General features: G+C 62.1%; 12 protein-coding genes, 1 tRNA gene and 3 pseudogenes. 6 read left to right on the forward strand and 10 right to left on the reverse strand.

The features are described 5' to 3' along the window. Window positions 1-35 precede the first annotated feature (35 nt). From IFT75_RS20560 to gabD, 3 genes are all read right to left on the reverse strand, one after another. Window positions 36-1253 carry an HDOD domain-containing protein gene (locus IFT75_RS20560; RefSeq protein ID WP_192056530.1) on the reverse strand — a complete coding sequence of 406 codons (1218 nt, stop codon included), beginning with the start codon at window positions 1251-1253 and terminating at the stop codon, window positions 36-38. 187 nt (window positions 1254-1440) lie between these two features. Beyond that, window positions 1441-2721: a 4-aminobutyrate--2-oxoglutarate transaminase gene (gene gabT / locus IFT75_RS20565; protein ID WP_122714248.1), complete on the reverse strand. Its 1281-nt coding sequence runs from the start codon at window positions 2719-2721 to the stop codon at window positions 1441-1443. 124 nt (window positions 2722-2845) lie between these two features. Beyond that, window positions 2846-4288, reverse strand: a complete 1443-nt coding sequence (gene gabD, locus IFT75_RS20570; protein WP_122795954.1) for an NADP-dependent succinate-semialdehyde dehydrogenase — start codon at window positions 4286-4288, stop codon at window positions 2846-2848. A gap of 308 nt (window positions 4289-4596) precedes the next feature. Here gabD and IFT75_RS20575 point away from each other — a divergent pair. The 6 genes and pseudogenes from IFT75_RS20575 to IFT75_RS20595 all read left to right on the forward strand — a co-directional run bounded on the left by IFT75_RS20575 (window position 4597) and on the right by IFT75_RS20595 (window position 9894). Further along, window positions 4597-4673: transfer RNA gene (locus IFT75_RS20575), tRNA-Arg, on the forward strand. Between the two features lie 392 nt (window positions 4674-5065). Continuing rightward, window positions 5066-6115 (forward strand): annotated as a pseudogene (locus IFT75_RS21705) (methyl-accepting chemotaxis protein); the annotation flags it as partial. 255 nt (window positions 6116-6370) lie between these two features. Further along, window positions 6371-6970: pseudogene (locus IFT75_RS21710) on the forward strand (methyl-accepting chemotaxis protein); the annotation flags it as partial. 221 nt (window positions 6971-7191) lie between these two features. Next, window positions 7192-7821 carry a LysE family translocator gene (locus IFT75_RS20585; protein WP_192056538.1) on the forward strand — a complete coding sequence of 210 codons (630 nt, stop codon included), beginning with the start codon at window positions 7192-7194 and terminating at the stop codon, window positions 7819-7821. A gap of 111 nt (window positions 7822-7932) precedes the next feature. Next, window positions 7933-8820 (forward strand): bestrophin family protein, encoded by an 888-nt coding sequence (locus IFT75_RS20590; protein ID WP_122714236.1) that lies wholly within the window; start codon window positions 7933-7935, stop codon window positions 8818-8820. Between the two features lie 78 nt (window positions 8821-8898). Further along, the gene (locus IFT75_RS20595) at window positions 8899-9894 is read left to right on the forward strand and encodes a zinc-binding alcohol dehydrogenase family protein (RefSeq protein WP_122714235.1); all 996 of its coding nucleotides are present in this window, start codon (window positions 8899-8901) and stop codon (window positions 9892-9894) included. Window positions 9895-9941: 47 nt separating this feature from the next. Here IFT75_RS20595 and IFT75_RS20600 read toward each other — a convergent pair whose 3' ends face one another. The 7 genes and pseudogenes from IFT75_RS20600 to IFT75_RS20630 all read right to left on the reverse strand — a co-directional run bounded on the left by IFT75_RS20600 (window position 9942) and on the right by IFT75_RS20630 (window position 18742). Continuing rightward, on the reverse strand, window positions 9942-11381 hold the full coding sequence (locus tag IFT75_RS20600; protein WP_192056540.1) for an efflux transporter outer membrane subunit: 1440 nt from the start codon (window positions 11379-11381) through the stop codon (window positions 9942-9944). Continuing rightward, a pseudogene (locus IFT75_RS20605) lies at window positions 11378-12337 on the reverse strand (efflux RND transporter periplasmic adaptor subunit); the annotation flags it as partial. The pseudogene IFT75_RS20605 and the gene IFT75_RS20600, both read right to left, overlap by 4 nt. Further along, window positions 12265-12474, reverse strand: a complete 210-nt coding sequence (locus tag IFT75_RS20610; protein ID WP_043191852.1) for a DUF1656 domain-containing protein — start codon at window positions 12472-12474, stop codon at window positions 12265-12267. The pseudogene IFT75_RS20605 and the gene IFT75_RS20610, both read right to left, overlap by 73 nt. Then, window positions 12471-14561, reverse strand: coding sequence for an FUSC family protein (locus tag IFT75_RS20615; RefSeq protein ID WP_192056543.1), 2091 nt, complete (start codon window positions 14559-14561; stop codon window positions 12471-12473). The genes IFT75_RS20610 and IFT75_RS20615 overlap by 4 nt, the downstream gene beginning before the upstream one ends. Next, the gene (locus IFT75_RS20620) at window positions 14558-15010 is read right to left on the reverse strand and encodes a MarR family winged helix-turn-helix transcriptional regulator (protein WP_192056559.1); all 453 of its coding nucleotides are present in this window, start codon (window positions 15008-15010) and stop codon (window positions 14558-14560) included. The genes IFT75_RS20615 and IFT75_RS20620 overlap by 4 nt, the downstream gene beginning before the upstream one ends. A 212-nt stretch (window positions 15011-15222) precedes the next feature. Continuing rightward, window positions 15223-16599, reverse strand: a complete 1377-nt coding sequence (locus IFT75_RS20625; RefSeq protein ID WP_122480648.1) for an HlyD family type I secretion periplasmic adaptor subunit — start codon at window positions 16597-16599, stop codon at window positions 15223-15225. Then, window positions 16589-18742, reverse strand: a complete 2154-nt coding sequence (locus IFT75_RS20630) for a type I secretion system permease/ATPase (RefSeq protein WP_122480649.1) — start codon at window positions 18740-18742, stop codon at window positions 16589-16591. The genes IFT75_RS20625 and IFT75_RS20630 overlap by 11 nt, the downstream gene beginning before the upstream one ends. Window positions 18743-19217 lie beyond the last annotated feature (475 nt).

Here is a 19217-nt window from a genome sequence, read left to right on the forward strand (position 1 = left end):
AGGCCTTTATTCATGTCCCGGCATAGCCCAGCACGTCAGCGAATCATTGGCGCGCCCCGCCACCAGTTCAGCTGCGACACGCCTATCTTGAGCAACCGTGCTGGTTTGCCTTGGGCTATCTGGGTGACGTCTTCGTCGGCGCCCAGCGATGCCATCTGCGCAGCAATATTCACGATCAGTTTTTCCCTTGAGTACACCCCGCCGCCCAACTGGTAGGCCGCGGCGATCATCTCGCGCAGCTCGAGCGGCAATCGCCAGCGTCGGCGCAATTCCGAGCCATAAGGCGCACCAAACGTTCGTAGCGCGTAAGTCAGCTTCGTCTCGTCAAGCTCACCGCCTGCCAGACGCCATTCCTGCAAAACGCGCAGCAGCGCCAGATCGCCCAGGCAGTGCAACACGCCTGCGCAATAGCAGCGCCACTCGTCCACATTCTGTTGGCGGGCAATGTTGCGAGCGAATTCGGCTGTGTGGGTCGAGCGGTTCCAGCAGATTTCGGCTTGTTCGAGCAGCAGCGGGTCACTCAGGTAGGCACTGGGCCGGGTGGTCATGCCCAACAGCAGATTCATGCTCTGCGTAGGGCCCAGCGCTTGCAAGGCCTGCATCAGCGTCAACACCGGCGCCGCGCCCTGTTTCGCCGCACTGTTGGCGGCGCTTACCAGCACCCCGGTGACTTGCGGGTCGCTACGCACGTTGGCTTCCAGCACCTTCAGGTTCAAGCCCTCTGGCCCCAGCGCCCGCTGCACCGCCGCCTGCACGTCGCACAGCAGCGGCCCACCGTCGCAGTCCGCGCGGCGACGCGTCAGATACTGTTCCAAAGTGGTACCGGCAGCGATCTGCGGAATCCGGCAAACCACCACCTCTGCGGAGCCAGACAACAGCGTCTGCAGGCGCGCCTTCAAACTGGTCATATTCAAGGGTTTGGTCAGATAGGCCGTCGGCGCTAGGGGCAGCACTTCGCGCACGCTCGCGCTGTCGCTGCGCTCGCTCAACAAGATGAACGGCAAGGCCGACAGACGAGGGCTCTTGCGCACTCCGCGCAGCAAGTCCAGACCGCTGATGCCCAGCAACTGGCGCGCTGCAATCACCAAGTCCGGTGGCTCGCGCAGATGCTCCAGCGCCTCAGGTCCCGTGGCGCACGCCTGCAGGCGCGCATCGCAACGTACATCGAGCAGCATCTGCGACAACAGATCACGCATCCAAGGGTCGGATTCGGCGATCAACACACGAGGAGGCATGCTGGTAGCGGTATTCATAGGCGCACTCCATGGGCCAGGGATGACAGCATGACTCTCGATGGTGAGTATGAACGGTACTGCAAAAAAACGGATTCAGCAGAGGGTTTTAGCGCATGACGCGCCTGGCTGCAAACGAGGTGCAAACTAAAACCACCCCATAAAAAACCCGCCGAAGCGGGTTTTTCCTACCAAGCATTCACATCACTCACGCCAGCTCAGCGAAGCACTCTTCGATGATGGCCAAGCCTTGGTCCAACAGCTCGTCAGGCGCCGTCAGTGGAACCAGGATGCGCAGGACGTTTCCGTAAGTACCGCACGACAGCAGAATCAAACCCTTGTCGCGCGCCTTGGCAACGACCTGGGCCACTGCTGCGGCGTTCGGCTTGTGGGTGTCGCCGCCTTCGAACAGCTCGATGGCAATCATCGCGCCCAGTGCGCGCACATCACCGATCACGGGGTACTTGGCCTGGATGGCGCGCAGGCCCGCCACCAGGTGCTCGCCGACTGCCTTGCTGCGATCGAGCAGGTTCTCTTCCTCGAACACTTCCATCACGGCCAGTGCCGCCGCGCAGGCGATCGGGCTGCCCGCGTAGGTGCCGCCCAGGCCACCTGGAGCGATGGCGTCCATGTACTCGGCTTTGCCGCACACGCCGGCCAAAGGGAAACCGCCAGCGATGGATTTGGCGAAGGTGGTCAGGTCGGGCGCAACACCCATTTGCTCCATGGCGAAGAAGGTACCGGTACGGCCTGCGCCGGTCTGCACCTCATCGGCGATCAGCAGGATGCCGTGCTGGTCGCACAGGGCGCGCAGACGCTGCATGAAGGCTTTCGGCGCGACATAGAAGCCGCCCTCACCCTGCACCGGCTCGAGAATGATCGCTGCGATGTCACGCGGCTCGGCGTCGTTCTTGAAGATGCGCTCGATGCTGGCAATCGAATCGTCGACGCTGACGCCATGCAGTTCGCAGGGGTACAGCGCGCGGAACACACCGCCGGGCATCAGGCCCATGCCAGCCGAGTACGGCACGACCTTGCCGGTCAGGCCCAGGGTCATCATGGTGCGGCCGTGGTAGGCGCCGGTGAAGGCGATCACCCCGGCACGGCCGGTGGCAGCGCGGGCGATCTTGATGGCGTTTTCGACGGCCTCGGAGCCGGTGGTGACCAGCAAGGTCTTCTTGTCGAAGTCACCGGGCACCTTGGCGTTGATCTTCTCGCAGACTTCAACGTACGGCTCGTATGCCAGCACCTGGAAGCAGGTGTGAGTCAGCTTGTGCAGTTGCGCTTGCACAGCGGCGATCACCTTCGGATGAACGTGACCGGTGTTGAGCACCGCGATGCCACCGGCAAAGTCGATGAACTCGCGGCCTTCGACGTCGGTAACCGTGGCGTTCTGCGCCGACTCGGCAAAGATCGGGTGAATCTGGCCCACGCCGCGTGGCACGGCAGCCTGGCGGCGTTGCATCAGGGATTCGTTGGTCTTGCTCATGACATTCCTCATTCGCCGCTCATCGGTCGGCGTGATTCAAGGATAAAGCGGCCGGTAAGTACCGCAGCAGCATACGATGATCGACTGCTGCGGCCGCCGGCCGCCAAGGGGTCTGCGCGGTGGGTTACACCGAAATGCAGAGGTATTTTATTTCCAGGTAATCTTCGATGCCGTACTTGGAGCCTTCGCGGCCCAGGCCCGAGGCCTTGATGCCGCCGAACGGCGCCACTTCGTTGCTGATCAGGCCGGTGTTGATACCGACCATGCCGTATTCCAGGGCCTCGGCAACACGGAACACGCGGCTCATGTCGCGGGCATAGAAGTACGAAGCCAGGCCGAACTCGGTGTCGTTGGACATGGCAATCACTTCGGCCTCGTCCTGGAAGCGGAACAGCGGCGCCAGCGGGCCAAAGGTTTCTTCCTTGGCCACCGCGGCATCCTTGGAGACGTTGACCAGCACGGTCGGCTCGAAGAAGTTGCCCTGCAGCGCGTTGCCACCGGTGAGTACGGTCGCGCCCTTGCTGACCGCGTCGGCGATGTGTTCCTTGACCTTGGCCACGGCCTTGTCGTCGATCAGTGGCCCGGTAGTGGTGCCTTCCTCCAGACCGTTGCCGATCTTGAGCTTGCTCACCGCAACCTTCAGCTTCTCGGCGAACGCGTCGTAAACGCCGTCCTGCACATAGATACGGTTGGCGCAGACGCAGGTCTGGCCGTTGTTGCGGTACTTGGAAATGATCGCGCCTTCGACCGCCTTGTCCAGGTCGGCATCGTCGAACACGATGAAAGGCGCGTTGCCACCCAACTCCAGCGAGACTTTCTTGATGTCCTTGGCGCACTCGGCCATCAACTGGCGACCGATCTCGGTCGAGCCAGTGAAGCTCAGCTTGCGCACGATCGGGTTGCTGGTCAGCTCACTGCCGATGTCGCCAGCGCTGCCGGTCACGACGCTGAACACACCCTTGGGAATGCCTGCGCGTTCGGCCAGCTCAGCCAGCGCCAATGCCGAGAACGGCGTCTGCGAGGCAGGCTTGAGCACCATGGTGCAGCCTGCGGCCAGCGCCGGGCCCGCTTTGCGGGTGATCATCGCGGCCGGGAAGTTCCACGGGGTGATGGCGGCGGTCACGCCGATTGGCTGCTTGATCACGATCAGACGCTTGTCCGGCTGGTGGCCGGGAATGGTGTCGCCGTAGACGCGCTTGGCTTCTTCGGCAAACCACTCGATGAACGAAGCGGCATAGACGATCTCGCCCTTGGCTTCGGCCAATGGCTTGCCCTGCTCCAGCGTCATCAAGCGCGCGAGGTCATCCTGGTTTTCGATCATCAGTTCGAACCAACGGCGCAGCTTGTTCGAGCGCTCCTTCGCGGTCAGCGCACGCCAGGCGGGCAGTGCCTTGTCGGCAGCCTCGATGGCGCGGCGAGTTTCGGCGGCGCCCATTTTCGGCACGGTGCCGAGGATTTCGTTGGTGGCCGGGTTGCTGACCTTGATGGCCTGCCCACTGTCGGCGCCCAGCCACGCACCATCTATATAGGCTTGCTGGCGGAACAACGAGGTGTCTTTGAGCTGCATGTCGGCTTCCTTGATGGCGCCGTACGTGACGGCACGAATGGAGGGATGAAAAGGCGCCCGGGCTGAGGTGAAATACCGCATGGATGAACGCATGCGCATCAGCAACCAGACAAGAGCGTTTGAAATCTCAAACGAATCCTAGGATCTATGGCGGTAAAGGACAATAGCCGTTCGAAAAAAAGAACGACACGCCTTGCAAGCCTGGGTATGGTCGGCTTGCGCGAGTGTCACCGTAGCAGATTACAAACGATGTGCCGGTTATCGCAATGGACGACCACCCCCGACATGGGTATCATGGCGCCCGCGTCGCACCAGTAGCTCAGCTGGATAGAGTACTGCCCTCCGAAGGCAGGGGTCATGGGTTCGAATCCCGTCTGGTGCACCATCTTCTCCTTTTCGTCCAGCACCTCCTTGTGCTGCACGATCTCAGCTTGATCGCTTCAACCCCTCGCACCCTTTCAAATCATTTTCGCATCCAAAAATGGCGCACGCACGTCGGGTACAAACGTCAGTGTTCGTGTCTATGGCGTCAGGCCCACCCCAACGTGACGCTGTTGCTGCCATTCTGCGAACGAGCAGTAGCGTCCTGGCGCTTCGACCCGCTACATTTAATATTAAAAAAATTGAACTTTTTATGCTTCAAGCAGCATGTAAGAAAACCTCATTTTCGTGAAAGTCTTCGCTAAAGATTCCCTGTGCGCTGCCGATTGGATGAACGCAGCACTGGCATGGAGGAGCCGACCGGAGAAACTAAAACAGCGATTTCGAGAGGCTCACATGTTGAAAAGTGCTTTAACCAACTTAACGGTCAGATCGAAGTTAATACTTGGCTTCACACTAGTTATCATACTTACCGTATTGATCGCCTTGACGGGCTGGAGAGGCATCGCCTCCATGAGTGAGCGCAGCGAGCGCATCACGGACATTGCCAAGCTCAGCACACTGACGCGAGACATGCGCATAGCACGGCTGGTCTATGGCCAGACCTCTGACGACGCCAATGCCACGACCTGGCTGAAAGCCTACGAAAATCTCGATAACCATCTCGCCTACCTCAACAGCGTATTGAATTCCGAGCTTAATATTCCTCACGTGAAAGCGGCCATGGCGGCCATGAAGGAATACAAGGATCATTACAACAGCATCATTGCTGCCACCCACACGCGTGAAGCCAGCAGAGATGTCTTCGGCACTGCGGCCGACACCGCAGACGCCAAGTTGCGACAGCTGAATGGGCGGGCCAATTCTATGGATGGCGACGCCGCGCAACGCGATGCAGTGCTCCGGGCAATCATGCTGTTTCAAAAGATGCGCTTCGATGTTCGTGGGTACACCTACACCCTTAAACCCGAGGCTCAACAGCTGGCCGTCGCCTCGATTGCCGCAGCCTCCGACTACATGAAAAACCTGACAAGTTCCGGCCTGGATACCTCCGCTGTCGCCAGCCTGGTGGACTCGATGAACGCCTATGGATCCGCCATCAATGGATTCTCGTCTTCGCAAGCCACCATCAACCAGGGCCAGGCTGGGATCTCGAAGAACATCGAAGTCCTGCTCGGTTCGGCCAACCAACTGGCGCAGAACCAGGTCGACCTGCGTCTTGCAGACGTCAATCAGGCCAACCGGATGTTGGTTTTGTGGCTCACCGCAGCACTCGTCATGAGCGCCCTGGCGGCGTGGATCATCACTCGTCTCATAGTCGTTCCACTGCGCGAGACACTGCAGTTGGCTGACCGTGTGGCCCGCGGTGATCTGACCCACAATGAGCCGAGCACGCGCAAGGACGAAATCGGCATGCTGCAGACCAGCATGTCCCAGATGACCCTGAACCTGCGCCAGTTGATAGGCGGCTTGCGTGATGGCGTCACTCAGATCGCAGGCGCGGCCGAACAGCTCTCAGCCGTCACCGAGCAAACCAGCGCCGGGGTCAATAGCCAGCGCAGTGAAACCGATCAGGTAGCGACTGCCATGAATCAAATGGCGGCGACCGTTCAGGAAGTAGCGAAAAATGCAGAGCAGGCTTCGGATGCGGCAGTCAGCGCTTCCAAGGAAGTGCGCGAAGGCGATGCAGTGGTGTCCAAGGCGGTGCTTCAAATCGAAACGCTTGCGGCTGAAGTCGGTAGATCCAAAGTGGCCATGGATGAGTTGAAACAAGAGAGCAACAAGATCGGTGGCGTGCTCGACGTGATCAAGGCGGTTGCCGAGCAGACCAACTTGCTGGCACTCAACGCCGCCATCGAAGCCGCCCGCGCGGGCGAAGCCGGACGTGGGTTTGCCGTGGTCGCCGATGAAGTCCGAAGTCTCGCCCAACGTACTCAGACTTCCACCGAAGAAATTGCCACCCTGATCGACGGCCTGCACAGCCGAACTGCCCAAGTGGCGACCACCCTGGAGAACAGCCGCCTGCTGACCGATGACAGCGTGGCGCTGACCCGCGATGCAGGCACTTCGATAGGCAACATCAGCCGCTCCATTGCAACCATCGAATCAATGAACCAGCAGATAGCCGCCTCTGCCGAAGAGCAGAGCGCAGTGGCTGAAGAAATCAACCGCAGCGTGATCAATGTCCGGGACATCTCCGAGCAGACAGCGTCGGCAAGTGAAGAAACGGCATCGTCCAGTGTTGAACTGGCACGACTGGGTGTGCATTTGCAGGGGCTGATGAGTAAGTTCGTGCTTTAACTAAGTCAGCATCAAGGACCGCAGACTCAAGATCAAAGCCTCAAGTGAAAGCTCGGGGCTTTTTTGTGGGTGGCAAATAATGAGTCAGGTCAAGAACTGGTGGACCATTTTCTATTTTTTCGGCAACTTTATAGAGAACGTCGACTACTTTGACTACCTATAAGCCAATGCGAGCGGCTTGGCCGGCTCATTCGTTCCAATCACTGTCAATGGAAAGCCCCATGGACCTCACCACCCTCCTGCTTTTCATCCCCGCCTGCTTTGCCCTGAACATGGCCCCAGGGCCGAACAACCTGTTGTCCATCAACAACGCCGCCCACCACGGCTACAGGGCCGCGTGCCTGGCCGGGTTCGGGCGGCTGGTAGCATTCAGCGCGATGATCGCGCTGGCGGCCATGGGGCTGGCAGCGGTGTTGTTTGCATCCGAATGGTTGTTTCTGGCCATCAAGACGGTGGGCGCGCTCTACCTGCTGTGGCTGGCGTGGAGCCTGTGGACCAGCGAGCCCGTCGACATGGCAGGGGACTCTACAGCCGGTGGTACCAACCTGTGGCGGATGCTGCGCCGCGAGTTCCTGATCGCCGCGGGTAACCCCAAGGCGATCCTGATATTTACCGCGTTCCTGCCGCAGTTCGTTGATCCGCAACAACCCGTTGGGGCCCAGTTTGCGGTGCTCGGCGCGCTGTTTCTGGTTTTGGAATGGGTGGCGGTTGGGCTGTATGCGTACCTGGGCGTAAACCTCAAGCGCTGGCTGAATACGGTGCAAGCCAAACGTCGCTTCAATCGCGCCTGTGGTGGCTTGCTGGGGCTGGCAGGCGCTGGCCCGCTGTTCGCCCGCCGCGGACATACCTAAAACGCCACCATGACCCTGTAGCAACTGGTAACGGCCATTCGTTAGCGTGCAACGAACCTTGTCGCAAAGCCGGCGTCCGACCTAGGCACGCTCATCGCCTAGGGTCCGCTTATGAAAGAAGCCATCGCCAAGAAATACCGTCTGATCATCAAGACCATGGGCTATGTCGGTTGGTCGCTGTTCTGGCTGCTGCTGTGGGATATCGCGGTGACCGTCGACTTCATGCTGTTTCTCAACACCAAGCTGAGCCTGCCGATCATGCCGCTGACGCTGCTGGGTTCGGCGCTGATCGTGCTGATCAGCTTTCGCAACAGCAGTGCGTACAACCGTTGGTGGGAAGCGCGAACGCTGTGGGGGTTGCTGGTCAATGCGTCGCGCAGTTATGCGCGCCAGGTGCTGACCTTGATCGACGACGCGGGCGATGACGTGAATCCGGTCAAGGCCACCTTGCTGCGGCGCCATGTGGCCTATGTAAACTGCCTGGCAGCGCACGTACGGCACATACCCTGCCCACCGGAAGTGGCAGCCTTCATCAGCGCCGAAGAATTCGAACGACGCGACAGCACCAATAACTTTTCCAACGACCTGCTGACCGGCTCGGCGACTCTGCTCGCCCGCGAGTACAAGGCGGGGCGCCTGGACAGCATCCGCCTGGCACGCCTGGAGTCGACGCTGGTGGACATCTCCAACTGCCAGGGCGGCATGGAGCGTATCGCCAACACCCCGCTGCCCTACCCGTATGTCTATTTTCCGCGCCTGTTCATCACCGTATTCTGCCTGATCGTACCGATCGGCCTGGTGGATTCGCTGGAATGGTTCACACCGCTGGCGTCTACCGTGGTCGGTTTCATGCTGCTGGCCATCGAGCGGATCGGCACCGACTTGCAGAGTCCGTTCAAGGTCAGCGAACATCAGATCCAGATGGATTCGCTGTGTGAGAACATCGAACGCAACCTGCAGTCGATGCAGCGAGATACTCAGGAAATGCGCTCCGCCTAGTCCTCTGCCCTTTTCGTGACCCGCGAGCGCCCTTTGCGAAGGGCGCGCCGGCCCATAGCACCCACTTGGGAACCCCTTATGAAAGCCATTGCGTATACCCAGAACGGCACGGCGTCCGTGCTCACCGACCTGCAACTGCCCGCGCCCACCCCGGGCCCGCGTGATCTGCTGGTGCAGGTCCAGGCTATTTCGGTCAACCCCGTCGACACCAAGGTGCGCAGCGGCGCCGCCGTCACCGAGCCGCGCGTGCTGGGCTGGGACGCGGTCGGCGTGGTGCAGCAGGTCGGTGATCAGGTCAGCCTGTTCAAGGTCGGCGACAGCGTGTTCTACGCCGGCGCCATCGACCGCCCGGGCAGCAACAGCGAGCTGCATCTGGTGGACGAACGTATCGTCGGGCACAAGCCGCAAAGCCTGGACAACGCCCATGCCGCCGCCCTGCCGCTGACTTCGATCACCGCGTGGGAGTTGCTGTTCGATCGCCTGGGCGTGCCCGAGGGCGGTGGCGAAGGCCAGAGCCTGCTGATCATCGGCGCAGCCGGTGGCGTCGGCTCGATCCTCACCCAGCTGGCGCGCAAGCTGACCAGGCTGACCGTGATCGGCACCGCCTCGCGGGACGAAACACGCCAGTGGGTGACCGACCTGGGCGCCCACCATGTCATCGATCACAGCAAGCCGCTGGTGGCGCAGCTGGAAGCCATCGGCGTCGGCCAGGTCGACCATGTCGCCAGCCTGACCCACACCGACAAGCACTTTGAGCAGTTGATCGAAGCCCTGCGTCCTCAAGGTCAATTGGCCCTGATCGACGATCCGAAGAGCCTCGACGTGATGCCGATGAAGCGCAAGGCGCTGTCGCTGCACTGGGAGCTGATGTTCACTCGCTCACTGTTCCAGACCCCGGACATGATCAAGCAGCACGAGCTGCTCGAGCGTGTGGCCGAACTGATCGACAGCGGCGTGCTGCGTACCACCCTGGGTGAGCACTACGGCGCGATCAATGCCGCCAACCTGATCCGCGCTCACGAGCTCATCGAAAGCGGCACGGCCAAGGGCAAGATCGTTCTGGAAGGCTTCTAAGCTCCTCAACCAGCCCGGTCAATGTGGCCCGACCAACGTGGCCCGACTCAACGCGCGCCCGGCGCCTGCCGGGCGCTTTCCCAACCGCCGCCCAAGGCCAGGAACAGGTTGATCTGTTCCATGGCCACCTGGGTGTTGGCCGCCGCCAGTTGGCCACGCACGTCGGTGTAGGTGCGCGTTGCCTGCAGATCCGCCAGGAACGATGCACGGCCGGCTGTGAAGAACTGATGCGTCTGATCCGCTGCCTGCTTCGCTGACTGCTCGGCGTCGGCCAGGGCATCGCGACGTTGCAACAAGGCGGCGTATTGCGCCAGACCCGTTTGGGTTTCGCGAATGGCGTTGAGTACCACACCGTCGAAATTGGCCAAGGCGGCCTGGGTCGACGCTTCGGTTTCGCGAATCCGCGCACGCGCCCCGTTGGTGGGAACGTTCCAGTTGATCAACGGGCCGATGCCCCAGCGGTTGGTGGCCGGGTGCCCAAGATCGTCGAGAATACCGACCGTGCCAACCGTGGCGCCAATGCTGATGTCTGGATACAACTGCCCGGTCGCCACACCGATGTTGGCGGTGGCTGCCGCCAGCCGGCGTTCGGCCTGGCGGATGTCGGGACGGCGCTTGAGCAATGCGGCACCGTCGCCGACCGGCATCAGTTGGTTGATGTGGGGCAGTTCCGCACACCCGACCACATCGGCCGGAAGCTGTGCCACCGGTGTCGCCAGCAGCATCGACAGTTTGTACAGGCCCGCCTGGCGTGATGCCTGATAGCGCGGCAGCTCTGCACCCAAAGACTTGTACTGGGTTTCAGAGCGGGTGACCTGCGTCTCGTCGCCACGGCCGGCATCGCGCAGGCGCTGGGTCAGCTGCACGCCTTCCTGCTGCAACTGCAGCGAGTGCCGGGCGATCTCGTATTCCTCGTTGGCCGCGCACACCTGGGTATAGGCACGCACCACATCCGCCACCACGGTGATGCGCGCCGTGTCGGCAGCCGCCTGGGTGGCATCGGCATTGGCGCGCGCCGCTTCGATGCCGCGCTTGAGCGTGCCCCACAGGTCGAACTGATAGGACAGGTTGATGGACGCGCTGCCCAGGTTATCTACAGGCAACTTTTCCGTCATCAGGAACGCCTCGCCCGACTCCTGCAACCGCTGCGCCTCGGCCTTGGCGTTGAAGTCAAAACCGCCTTCGGCCTGGGCCTGCTCGATCTGCGCGCGCGAACGGGCAATGTTGGCGGCGGCCACGCGCAGGTCGGTGTTGGAGGCCATGGCCTGGCGCACCAGCGCATCCAGGCGCGGGTCGTGGTACAGCTTCCACCAGTCCTGCGGCACCGGTGCCGAGACCACGTTGCTGTCACCTTCGACCAGCGCACCCTGCAGGTCACTGCGGTTGAGCGCGGCCTCCGACGGGGTGTGGTAGTCGGGCCCGACCATCTGGCAGGCCGACAGCAACAGCGCGGCAGCGAGGCTGGACAGACGCAGGGCCTTGCTCATGGTGTCGCTCCCGCCACCGCACCGTCTTCGATGATGGACACCGTGGCGGTGCGGCCGGCAATCAGGCGATAGCCATCGGGCAGGTTTTCGAAGGCGATGCGCACGGGGATTCGCTGCGCCAGGCGCACCCAGCTGAAGGCGGGGTTGACGTTGGGCAGCAGGTTGCTGCCACTGCTGCGATCGCGGTCCTCGATGCCCGCCGAGATGCTCTGCACCCGGCCCTGCAAACGGGTGTTGTCGCCCATCATGCGAATGTCCACCGCCTGGCCAACATGGATAACGCCCAGTTTGGTCTCTTCGAAATAGCCATCGATATGGAACGAGGTGCCATCCACCACGGCCATTACGGCGCGGCCTGCGGTGACAAATTCGTGTGGACGGGGTGCGCGGTCATTGATGAAGCCATCCACCGGGCTGCGGATCACCGAACGATCGAGGTTCAGTTGCCCGGCGTCCACCGCGACCTGGGCCTCGGACAAGGCGGCCTGGGCACGCAGCTGGCGCGACTGGCTCTCTTCGAGCTGCTCGCGGGCCACCAGGTTGCCGAGGCTACGGTTGCGCCGCAGTTCGCGCTCGGCCTGGGCCAGGGTTTCCTTGCGCTCGGCCATGCTCGCCTGGGCCTGGCGCAGGGCCAGACGAAAGCGGTCCTGGTCGATGGTGAACAGCACGTCACCGGCCTTGATCGATTGGTTGTCGTGCACGTTGACGTGTTCGATCAGGCCGGACACATCCGGCGCGATCTGGATGATGTCGGCGCGCACGTGCCCGTCACGGGTCCAGGGCGCGTACATGTAGTACATCACCATGCGCCAGACGATGAACGCGGCCAAGCACACGAACAGCAGGGTCAGGACCAGGCGGCCAAAGGTGAGGATCGGTTTTTTCATAGCATCAGGCTTCGACAGATGGCGTCTACCGCGCCGAGCAGCACAGCGTAGAGAGCGACGTTGAAAAGAGCCCGGTGCCAGACCAGGCGGTAGAAATGCAGGCGGTTGAGCACGCCATGCAGCAACAGAAACAGGCCGTAGGTGAACACCATCATCACCAGCACGGTGGGCAGGAAGATCCCGCTGATATCCAGTTCACCAATCACAGCGGTGCTCCATCGATGCCATGCGGCAGGTGTTCGGCGGCATCGCCCGCCTCGGTGACCACTTCGGCACCTGGCAGCAGCGCCAGGCGCAGGCCGCTCAGCGCGTGCAGCAAATGCTCGCGGGCTTCTTCGGCCTCGCCCATGGCTTGCACGGTCAGGCCACGGCGCGCGCGGTCCATGGTCATGAGCAGACCCATGGGGGCAGGCAGGCGTTCACTGGCCTTGCGACAGGCCTGGAAATACCCGCCCACCTCTTCTATCACGTGATGCAGCAACGGCCGTACGGCAGCGGGCACCCGCGGGCTGTAGGCCTGCATGTCGAGCAGGTTCAGCGCCACGCGCACATCGCGCAGCGCGGCACTGGTGTCCTGGCCGGTCATGGTCAGGCGCGGCAGGTGCTGCATCAACCGGTCGAGCATCTGCACACCCATCGCCCGCTGTTCCGCCAGGCTCGCCGGACGGGTGATATGCACCACGTCGCGCCAACTGAAACGGGTCAGGCGCTTGGCCGCCAGCTCCACGCCGAAGGGGCGCACCACCAGGGTCCAGATGAACGCGAACAGCAGCCCGACAGGACCTGCCAGGTTGCTGTTGGCAAAATTCATGAAGTCCGCGTCGTAGGCGCCCTGGATGCTGATGAACGACGACGTGTTGACGATGGTCAGCAAGGTGCCGAGGAAGAAACGTGGCTGCACGGTCAGCGTGCCGACGACGATGAAAGGTACCGAGAAGGCCAGCACCAGCATCGGGAAGTCATGCAGGTTGGGCAGCACTAGAAACAGATAGAGGCTGGCAAACACCACCGACATCACGGTCCAGAAGAAAAATCGGTAGATCTGTGGCGCCGGGTCGTCCATGGCCGCGAAGAAACTGCACGCCACCGCCGCCAGAATCACCGCGCTGGCACCGTCGGTCCAGCCCAGCAGAATCCACAGTACCGAAGCGACGATGATCGCCGTGACCGTGGAAAACACCGAATACAACATCAGGCCGCGATCCAGGAAGGGCTTGAGTCGGCCAAGGCGCCAGTGCCGGTAGACCGCCCGCCAAGGCACGCGGCTATCGGTCTTGATCGCCCGTTCGAGGCTGCGCAGGTCCTGCCACAGATCGATCCATTCGCCCAGTCGATACACCGCGTTGGAAAACAGCAGCTCGCGACGGTCGTCCAGTTGCGCAGGGCTCGGGCGGATGGCCTGCAGCTCATCGCGCAGGGCTTGCCAGCGGGCCTGGCTGGGGTCGTCGACGCTGTCCTTGAGCCACTGCCGCGCCAGGGCCATGACCGGCGCCAGGCGTGCCACCAGTTCAGGGGTGCGGCGTTCGATGGCAAACAGCGCATCGTCCAGCGCATCGATGACCGGCAGCAGATGGATCATGCGCCCGCGCAGCTCCCCCGCGTTACGCACCAACTGCGGCCGCGCGCCTTCGTGGGGAAGCTGGCCGATCATCATTTCCAGCGAGTTGAACGTGCCGACCATGGCCGAACGCAGCGGGCCTACCTCGTCGGCTTTCACGTCGCGCGCCAGAAAGTGGTCGCTGTAGCCGGCGGCATCTTCGAACCATTTGCCGGCGGCGCCGATGAACACCGGCGTGAGCCGGCGCGGCCAGAACATTGCGCCCACCACAGCGGCGCAGACGATGCCCAGGCAGATCTCCTGGAAACGCGAGCTGGCGATGTCGAACACGGCGGTAGGGTTGTCCACCACCGGCAGGGCGATCAGCGGCAGGGTGTAGCCCGACAGCATGAAGGCGTAGCTGTTGGCCGTGCGCAGGTGCAACGACAGGTACAGCAGCGTGCCGGTCCACAGGGCGATGACCGTGGCCAGCAGGAAGGGCGTCTGCACGAACAGCGGCACGAACAGCACCGCAGCGGCAGCGCCGGTGAAAGTGCCTACCGCACGGTACACCGCCTTGGAACTGGTGGGCCCGACGAAGGGGCTGGAGACGATGTAGACGGTGGCCATCGCCCAGTAGGGCCGTGGCATCTGCAGGAGCATGGCGATGTACAGCGCGATCATCGACGCGGCGAAGGTTCGCACGCCGTAGAACCAGTCCCGGGCCGGGGGTACGTCGCTGAAGAAACCTTTCACGGGTAGCCATCCGGCGTGCCCTGGCCCGCTTCCTCGAAGGCACGCACCACACGCAATGCCGCTTCCAGATCCGCCGGGGCGATGTCCTTGAGCACTTCGCGGCGCAGGCGCACCAACTCACCTTCGATGGACTCGGCAAGATCGCGACCGCTGGTGGTCAAACTCAGTGCCTTGGCGCGGCGGTCGGTCGGGTCTTCGGTGCGGACCACGAAGCCGGCCGTGCAGAGCTGGTCGAGCAGCCGCACCAGCGAGGGGCTTTCCAGGCCGGCCGCCTGGGCAACCGTAACCTGCCGGACGCCGTCGCCCAGGCGCACGATGAGCAACAGCGGCACAGCGCAGGCTTCGGACACGCCGTAATTGGCCAGGGTGGCCTGACAGATACGGCGCCAGTGCCGCGAAGCGACCACCATGCCGCTGCTGATGTTCAGCTGGAGCTTGTCGATATTCATCGGGAGAGTGCGAATATTCATAGTTTGCTAACTATCTATATTCGCGGAACGGAAACATTTCGTCAAGAATTGGCGACCGAATGCAATCCCTTGCAGGGGCGGTCATCGGCCGCGAAGAACACACCGCACGGTGTCAGACACACCCTACAAGCCCTTCGCGGGCGCAGACCGCTCCTACAGCAGAGCGTAAGCGGCCGCGAACGGGTGAATCCTTACCGCTCGTGCAACGCTTCGGCGCGGGACTTGATGATGGGCTTGAGCAGATAGCTCAGCACGCTCTTCTTGCCGGTAATGATGTCAACCGACGCTACCATCCCCGGGATGATCAGCAACGGCTTCTCATCGGAGCCCAGGTGGCTCTTGTTGGTCCGCAGCTTGATCAGATAGAAGGTGTTCTTCTTCTCTTCATCCTGCACCGTGTCGGCACCGATCTGTTCGAGGGTGCCTTCCAGCCCGCCATAGATGGTGTAGTCATAGGCCGTGAACTTGATCATCGCTTTCTGCCCTGGGTGCAGGAACGCGATGTCCTGCGGACGAATGCGCGCCTCCACCAGCAAGCTGTCATCCAGCGGCACGATCTCGGCCATGTCGCTGCCGGGCTGGATGACCCCACCTACGGTGTTGACCAGCACCTGCTTGACGATGCCTCGCACCGGCGAGGTCACCATGGTACGGCTCACCCGATCTTCCAGGCCCTTGGCCGTGGCCTGGGTCTTGGCCAGATCGGTACGCGCCTCGTTCAACTGGGTCAGCGCCTCGCTGCGGAACTTGCCGCGCGTTTCGTCGATCTTGCGCTGCACCTCGCCAATGGCCGCCTGGGCCCGCGGCACTGCCAGCGTGGTACCGTCGAGCATGCCGCGGGTTTCCACTTCCGAGCGCCGCAGACGCAGCACTTCGACCGGCGAAATCGCACCCCTGGCCACCAACGGCTCCGACATGCTGATTTCCTGGCGCAGCAGGTTCAGGCTGCTGCGGTACTGTTCGGCCTTGGAGCTGAACTCACGCAATTCCTGCTGACGCTGCACCAGCTGTTGCTGCAAGCCACCGATTTCATCGGCCAACTGCTGCCGACGGCTCATGTACAGCGACTCTTCGTTGGCCGCCTGGTTGGGCACCGACTTGCGTGCCTGGGCGGTAATGTTCAACGGTCGGTTCTCGACCTCGGCACTCAGGCGCTCCACGCGCAGCTCCATGGCCACACGATCGGCTTCGGTTTCACCGACGTTGGAAGCGAAGCGTGTGTCGTCCAGACGAATCAGCGGTGCGCCCGCCTCCACGATCTGCCCTTCCTTGACATAGATCTGGGCAACGATGCCGCCCTCCAGGTTCTGGATCTTCTGGATCCGCGACGAAGGGATTGCCTTGCCGTCGCCCTTGGTCACCTCGTCGATCACCGCGAAGTGCGCCCAGGTGAGGAGGAACACGAAGAATGCGATCACCCCCCAGATAGTCAGGCGCACGATGCGCGGCGCATCGTCGATCAGCGCCTTCTCGACCTCGGGCAAGGGCTGGCCTTCCAAGGAATCGGAGCCCTTGAAATAACGTACGAGGGAATTCTTGAAGCCGCCGGAAGAGGATTTAAGCAACACTGATCTGCCCCTTCTTCAACGCTTCCATGACAGCAGCCTTCGGCCCGTCAGCCAGAATCTGCCCACGGTCGATCACCAACAGGCGGTCGACCAGGCTCAGCAGCGAAGCACGGTGGGTAACCAGAATCACGGTCTTGTTCTCGATGACGGCTTGCAGACGCGCCTTGAGGCGCTCCTCGCCGGTGTTGTCCATGGCGCTGGTCGGTTCGTCCAGCAAGAGAATCGGTGGGTTGAGCAACAATGCCCGCGCCAGCGCCACGTTCTGCCGCTGGCCGCCGGACAGGTTCTGTCCGCGCTCGCCGACCTGCAGTTCATAACCCTGCGGATGCAGGCGGGCAAATTCGTGCACACCGGCCAGTTCGGCGGCCTGCAGGACCATTTCATCATCGACGTAGCGGGCCCCGGACACCAGGTTGTCACGCAGCGTGCCGGACAGCAGCTGAATGTCCTGCGGCACATAACCGATGTTGTGGCGCAGTTCGCTGACGTCGATCTGGCGAATGTCCACGCCATCGACCAGCAACGAGCCGGCATCGGGCTGGTACAGCCCCACCAGCAACTTGGCCAGCGAACTCTTGCCTGAGCCACTGCGGCCGATGATGCCGATCTTCTCGCCGGGGCGCACGGTCAGGTTGATCCCGTGCAAGGCCTGGTTCTGCTGGTTGGGGTAGGTGAAGTCGACGTTGCGAAATTCCATTGCGCCCTGCAGCACCTGACGGCTCAGCGGACGCTCGTCGAAATTGCGCTCCTGCGGCAGCTCCATCATCTGGTCGACCGAGACCATGGTGACCTTGGCCTGCTGGTAGCGAGTCAGCAGACCGGACAACTGTGCCAATGGCGCCAGCGCGCGACCGCTCAACATGTAGCAGGCCACCAGGCCGCCCATGCTCAGGTTGCCTTCGATGATCTGGTACACACCGAAAATGATGATCGCCACACCGGCCAGTTGCTGGATCAGCAAGGTGATGTTCATGGCCAGGCTGGACAGGGTCTTGACCCGCAATTCCAGGCGGCTGAGCGTACCGATGGTCTGTTCCCACTGGTACTGGCGCTCGCTTTCGGCGTTGTTGACCTTGACCGCATCGAGGCCGCCCAGGGTCTCGATCAGGCTCGACTGACGCTCGGCGGCCAGGGCCATGGTCCGCTCCAGAGTCTTGGTCAGCGGTTTCTGCAGGAAATGACCGATGCCCAGCGCCAGCGGGAACGCGATGATCGGAATCCATACCAGGTGCCCACCCAGCAGGGCGATGACCAGCAAGATCAGAATGGTGAACGGCAGGTCGATCAGGCTGGTCAGGGTCAGCGACGTGAGAAAGTCGCGCATGCCCTGGAATTCGTGAATGTTCTGCGCGTAGCTGCCTACCCGAGCCGGGCGGCTTTTCATCGACATGCCGACGATGCGTTCGAACAGCGTGGCCGAGATGATCAGGTCGGTCTTCTTGCCGGCCAGATCCAGGCACAGGCTGCGCAGGCCCTTGAGCAACAGGTCGAACAGGTAGGCACCACAGATGCCCACCGCCAGCACCCACAAGGTCGCGGTGGCCTGGTTGGGCACGACTCGGTCGTACACGTTCATCACGAACAAGGGTGCAGCCAGGGCGATGATGTTGATCACCAGGCTGGCGGCAATGGCGTCGGCATACAGCCAACGCGAGCGCTTGAGGGTGTCACGGAACCAGGAATGAGCGCGGGGGATCAGCGAGCCGTTGGTCACGTCGAACTTGTGCTGCGGCTGGGCGAAAAACACCCGGCCGGTGAAGTCTTGAGTCAGCACCTCGCGCGCCACGCGCACTTCACCGCCATCGCTTTCGCTAAGCAGCAAGCGCGCGGTATCGCCTTCCCAGCCCAGCAGCACGGCGCACCGTGCATCCTTGAGCATCAGCATGGCCGGCAGTGCGATGGATGGAATCTGCTCCAGCTTGCGCTGCAACACGCGGCCCTGCAGACCGGCACGCGCGGCGGCGCGCGGCAACAGGTCGGCGGTCAGGCGCTGCGAAGGCAGCGGCAGGCCTGTGGTCAGCATGGCCCGGCTGGCGGGCTTGTGATGCAGCGAGCACAGAGTCAACAGCCCATCGAGCAACGGGTCGTCGTGCTGGCTGCGTGGATCCTGGCTGAGTAGTACCGAACTTAATTCCGAATCCACGCTGACACTCTCTTATCGCTCATTGAACACCTTGGTCCCATCGGGATCGCTTCATCCCGCCTGGTCTTGTAGCGGTTTGGGTTGTATTTGCACAACGGATGCCAGCGTACACGGGGGTGGCTGGCTGCGCATGGGCTCGTTTGATGAATGGCCGTTCAGGGTGTTTCACCGCTGAGCCAAGTCACCCGCTTCTGCAGCCTCATTCGCCAAGCAACGGTCGGTCACCATTCGCTGCCCCGAGTGTCACTCAGCGATTTTCTTCAATAAACACAAAGAGTTAACCGTTATTACTTGCACACTAAGTATTACGAACTTTCCAATGCGATATATGTCCATCGGTCGGCACTATCAGTGCGGCATTCATCGATGACTTGCCAACATGCGTTTCACATCCATGACTTGCATCGTTGGCGCAGGGCTGACCTCGCGCTCATGCACAGGCTGCGCGGCGCCCGACCCGTGCCTGGCAGGATTC

This window comes from Pseudomonas sp. CFBP 8758 (genome assembly GCF_014841725.1).
GTDB classification, from domain to species: Bacteria; Pseudomonadota; Gammaproteobacteria; order Pseudomonadales; family Pseudomonadaceae; genus Aquipseudomonas; species Aquipseudomonas baltica.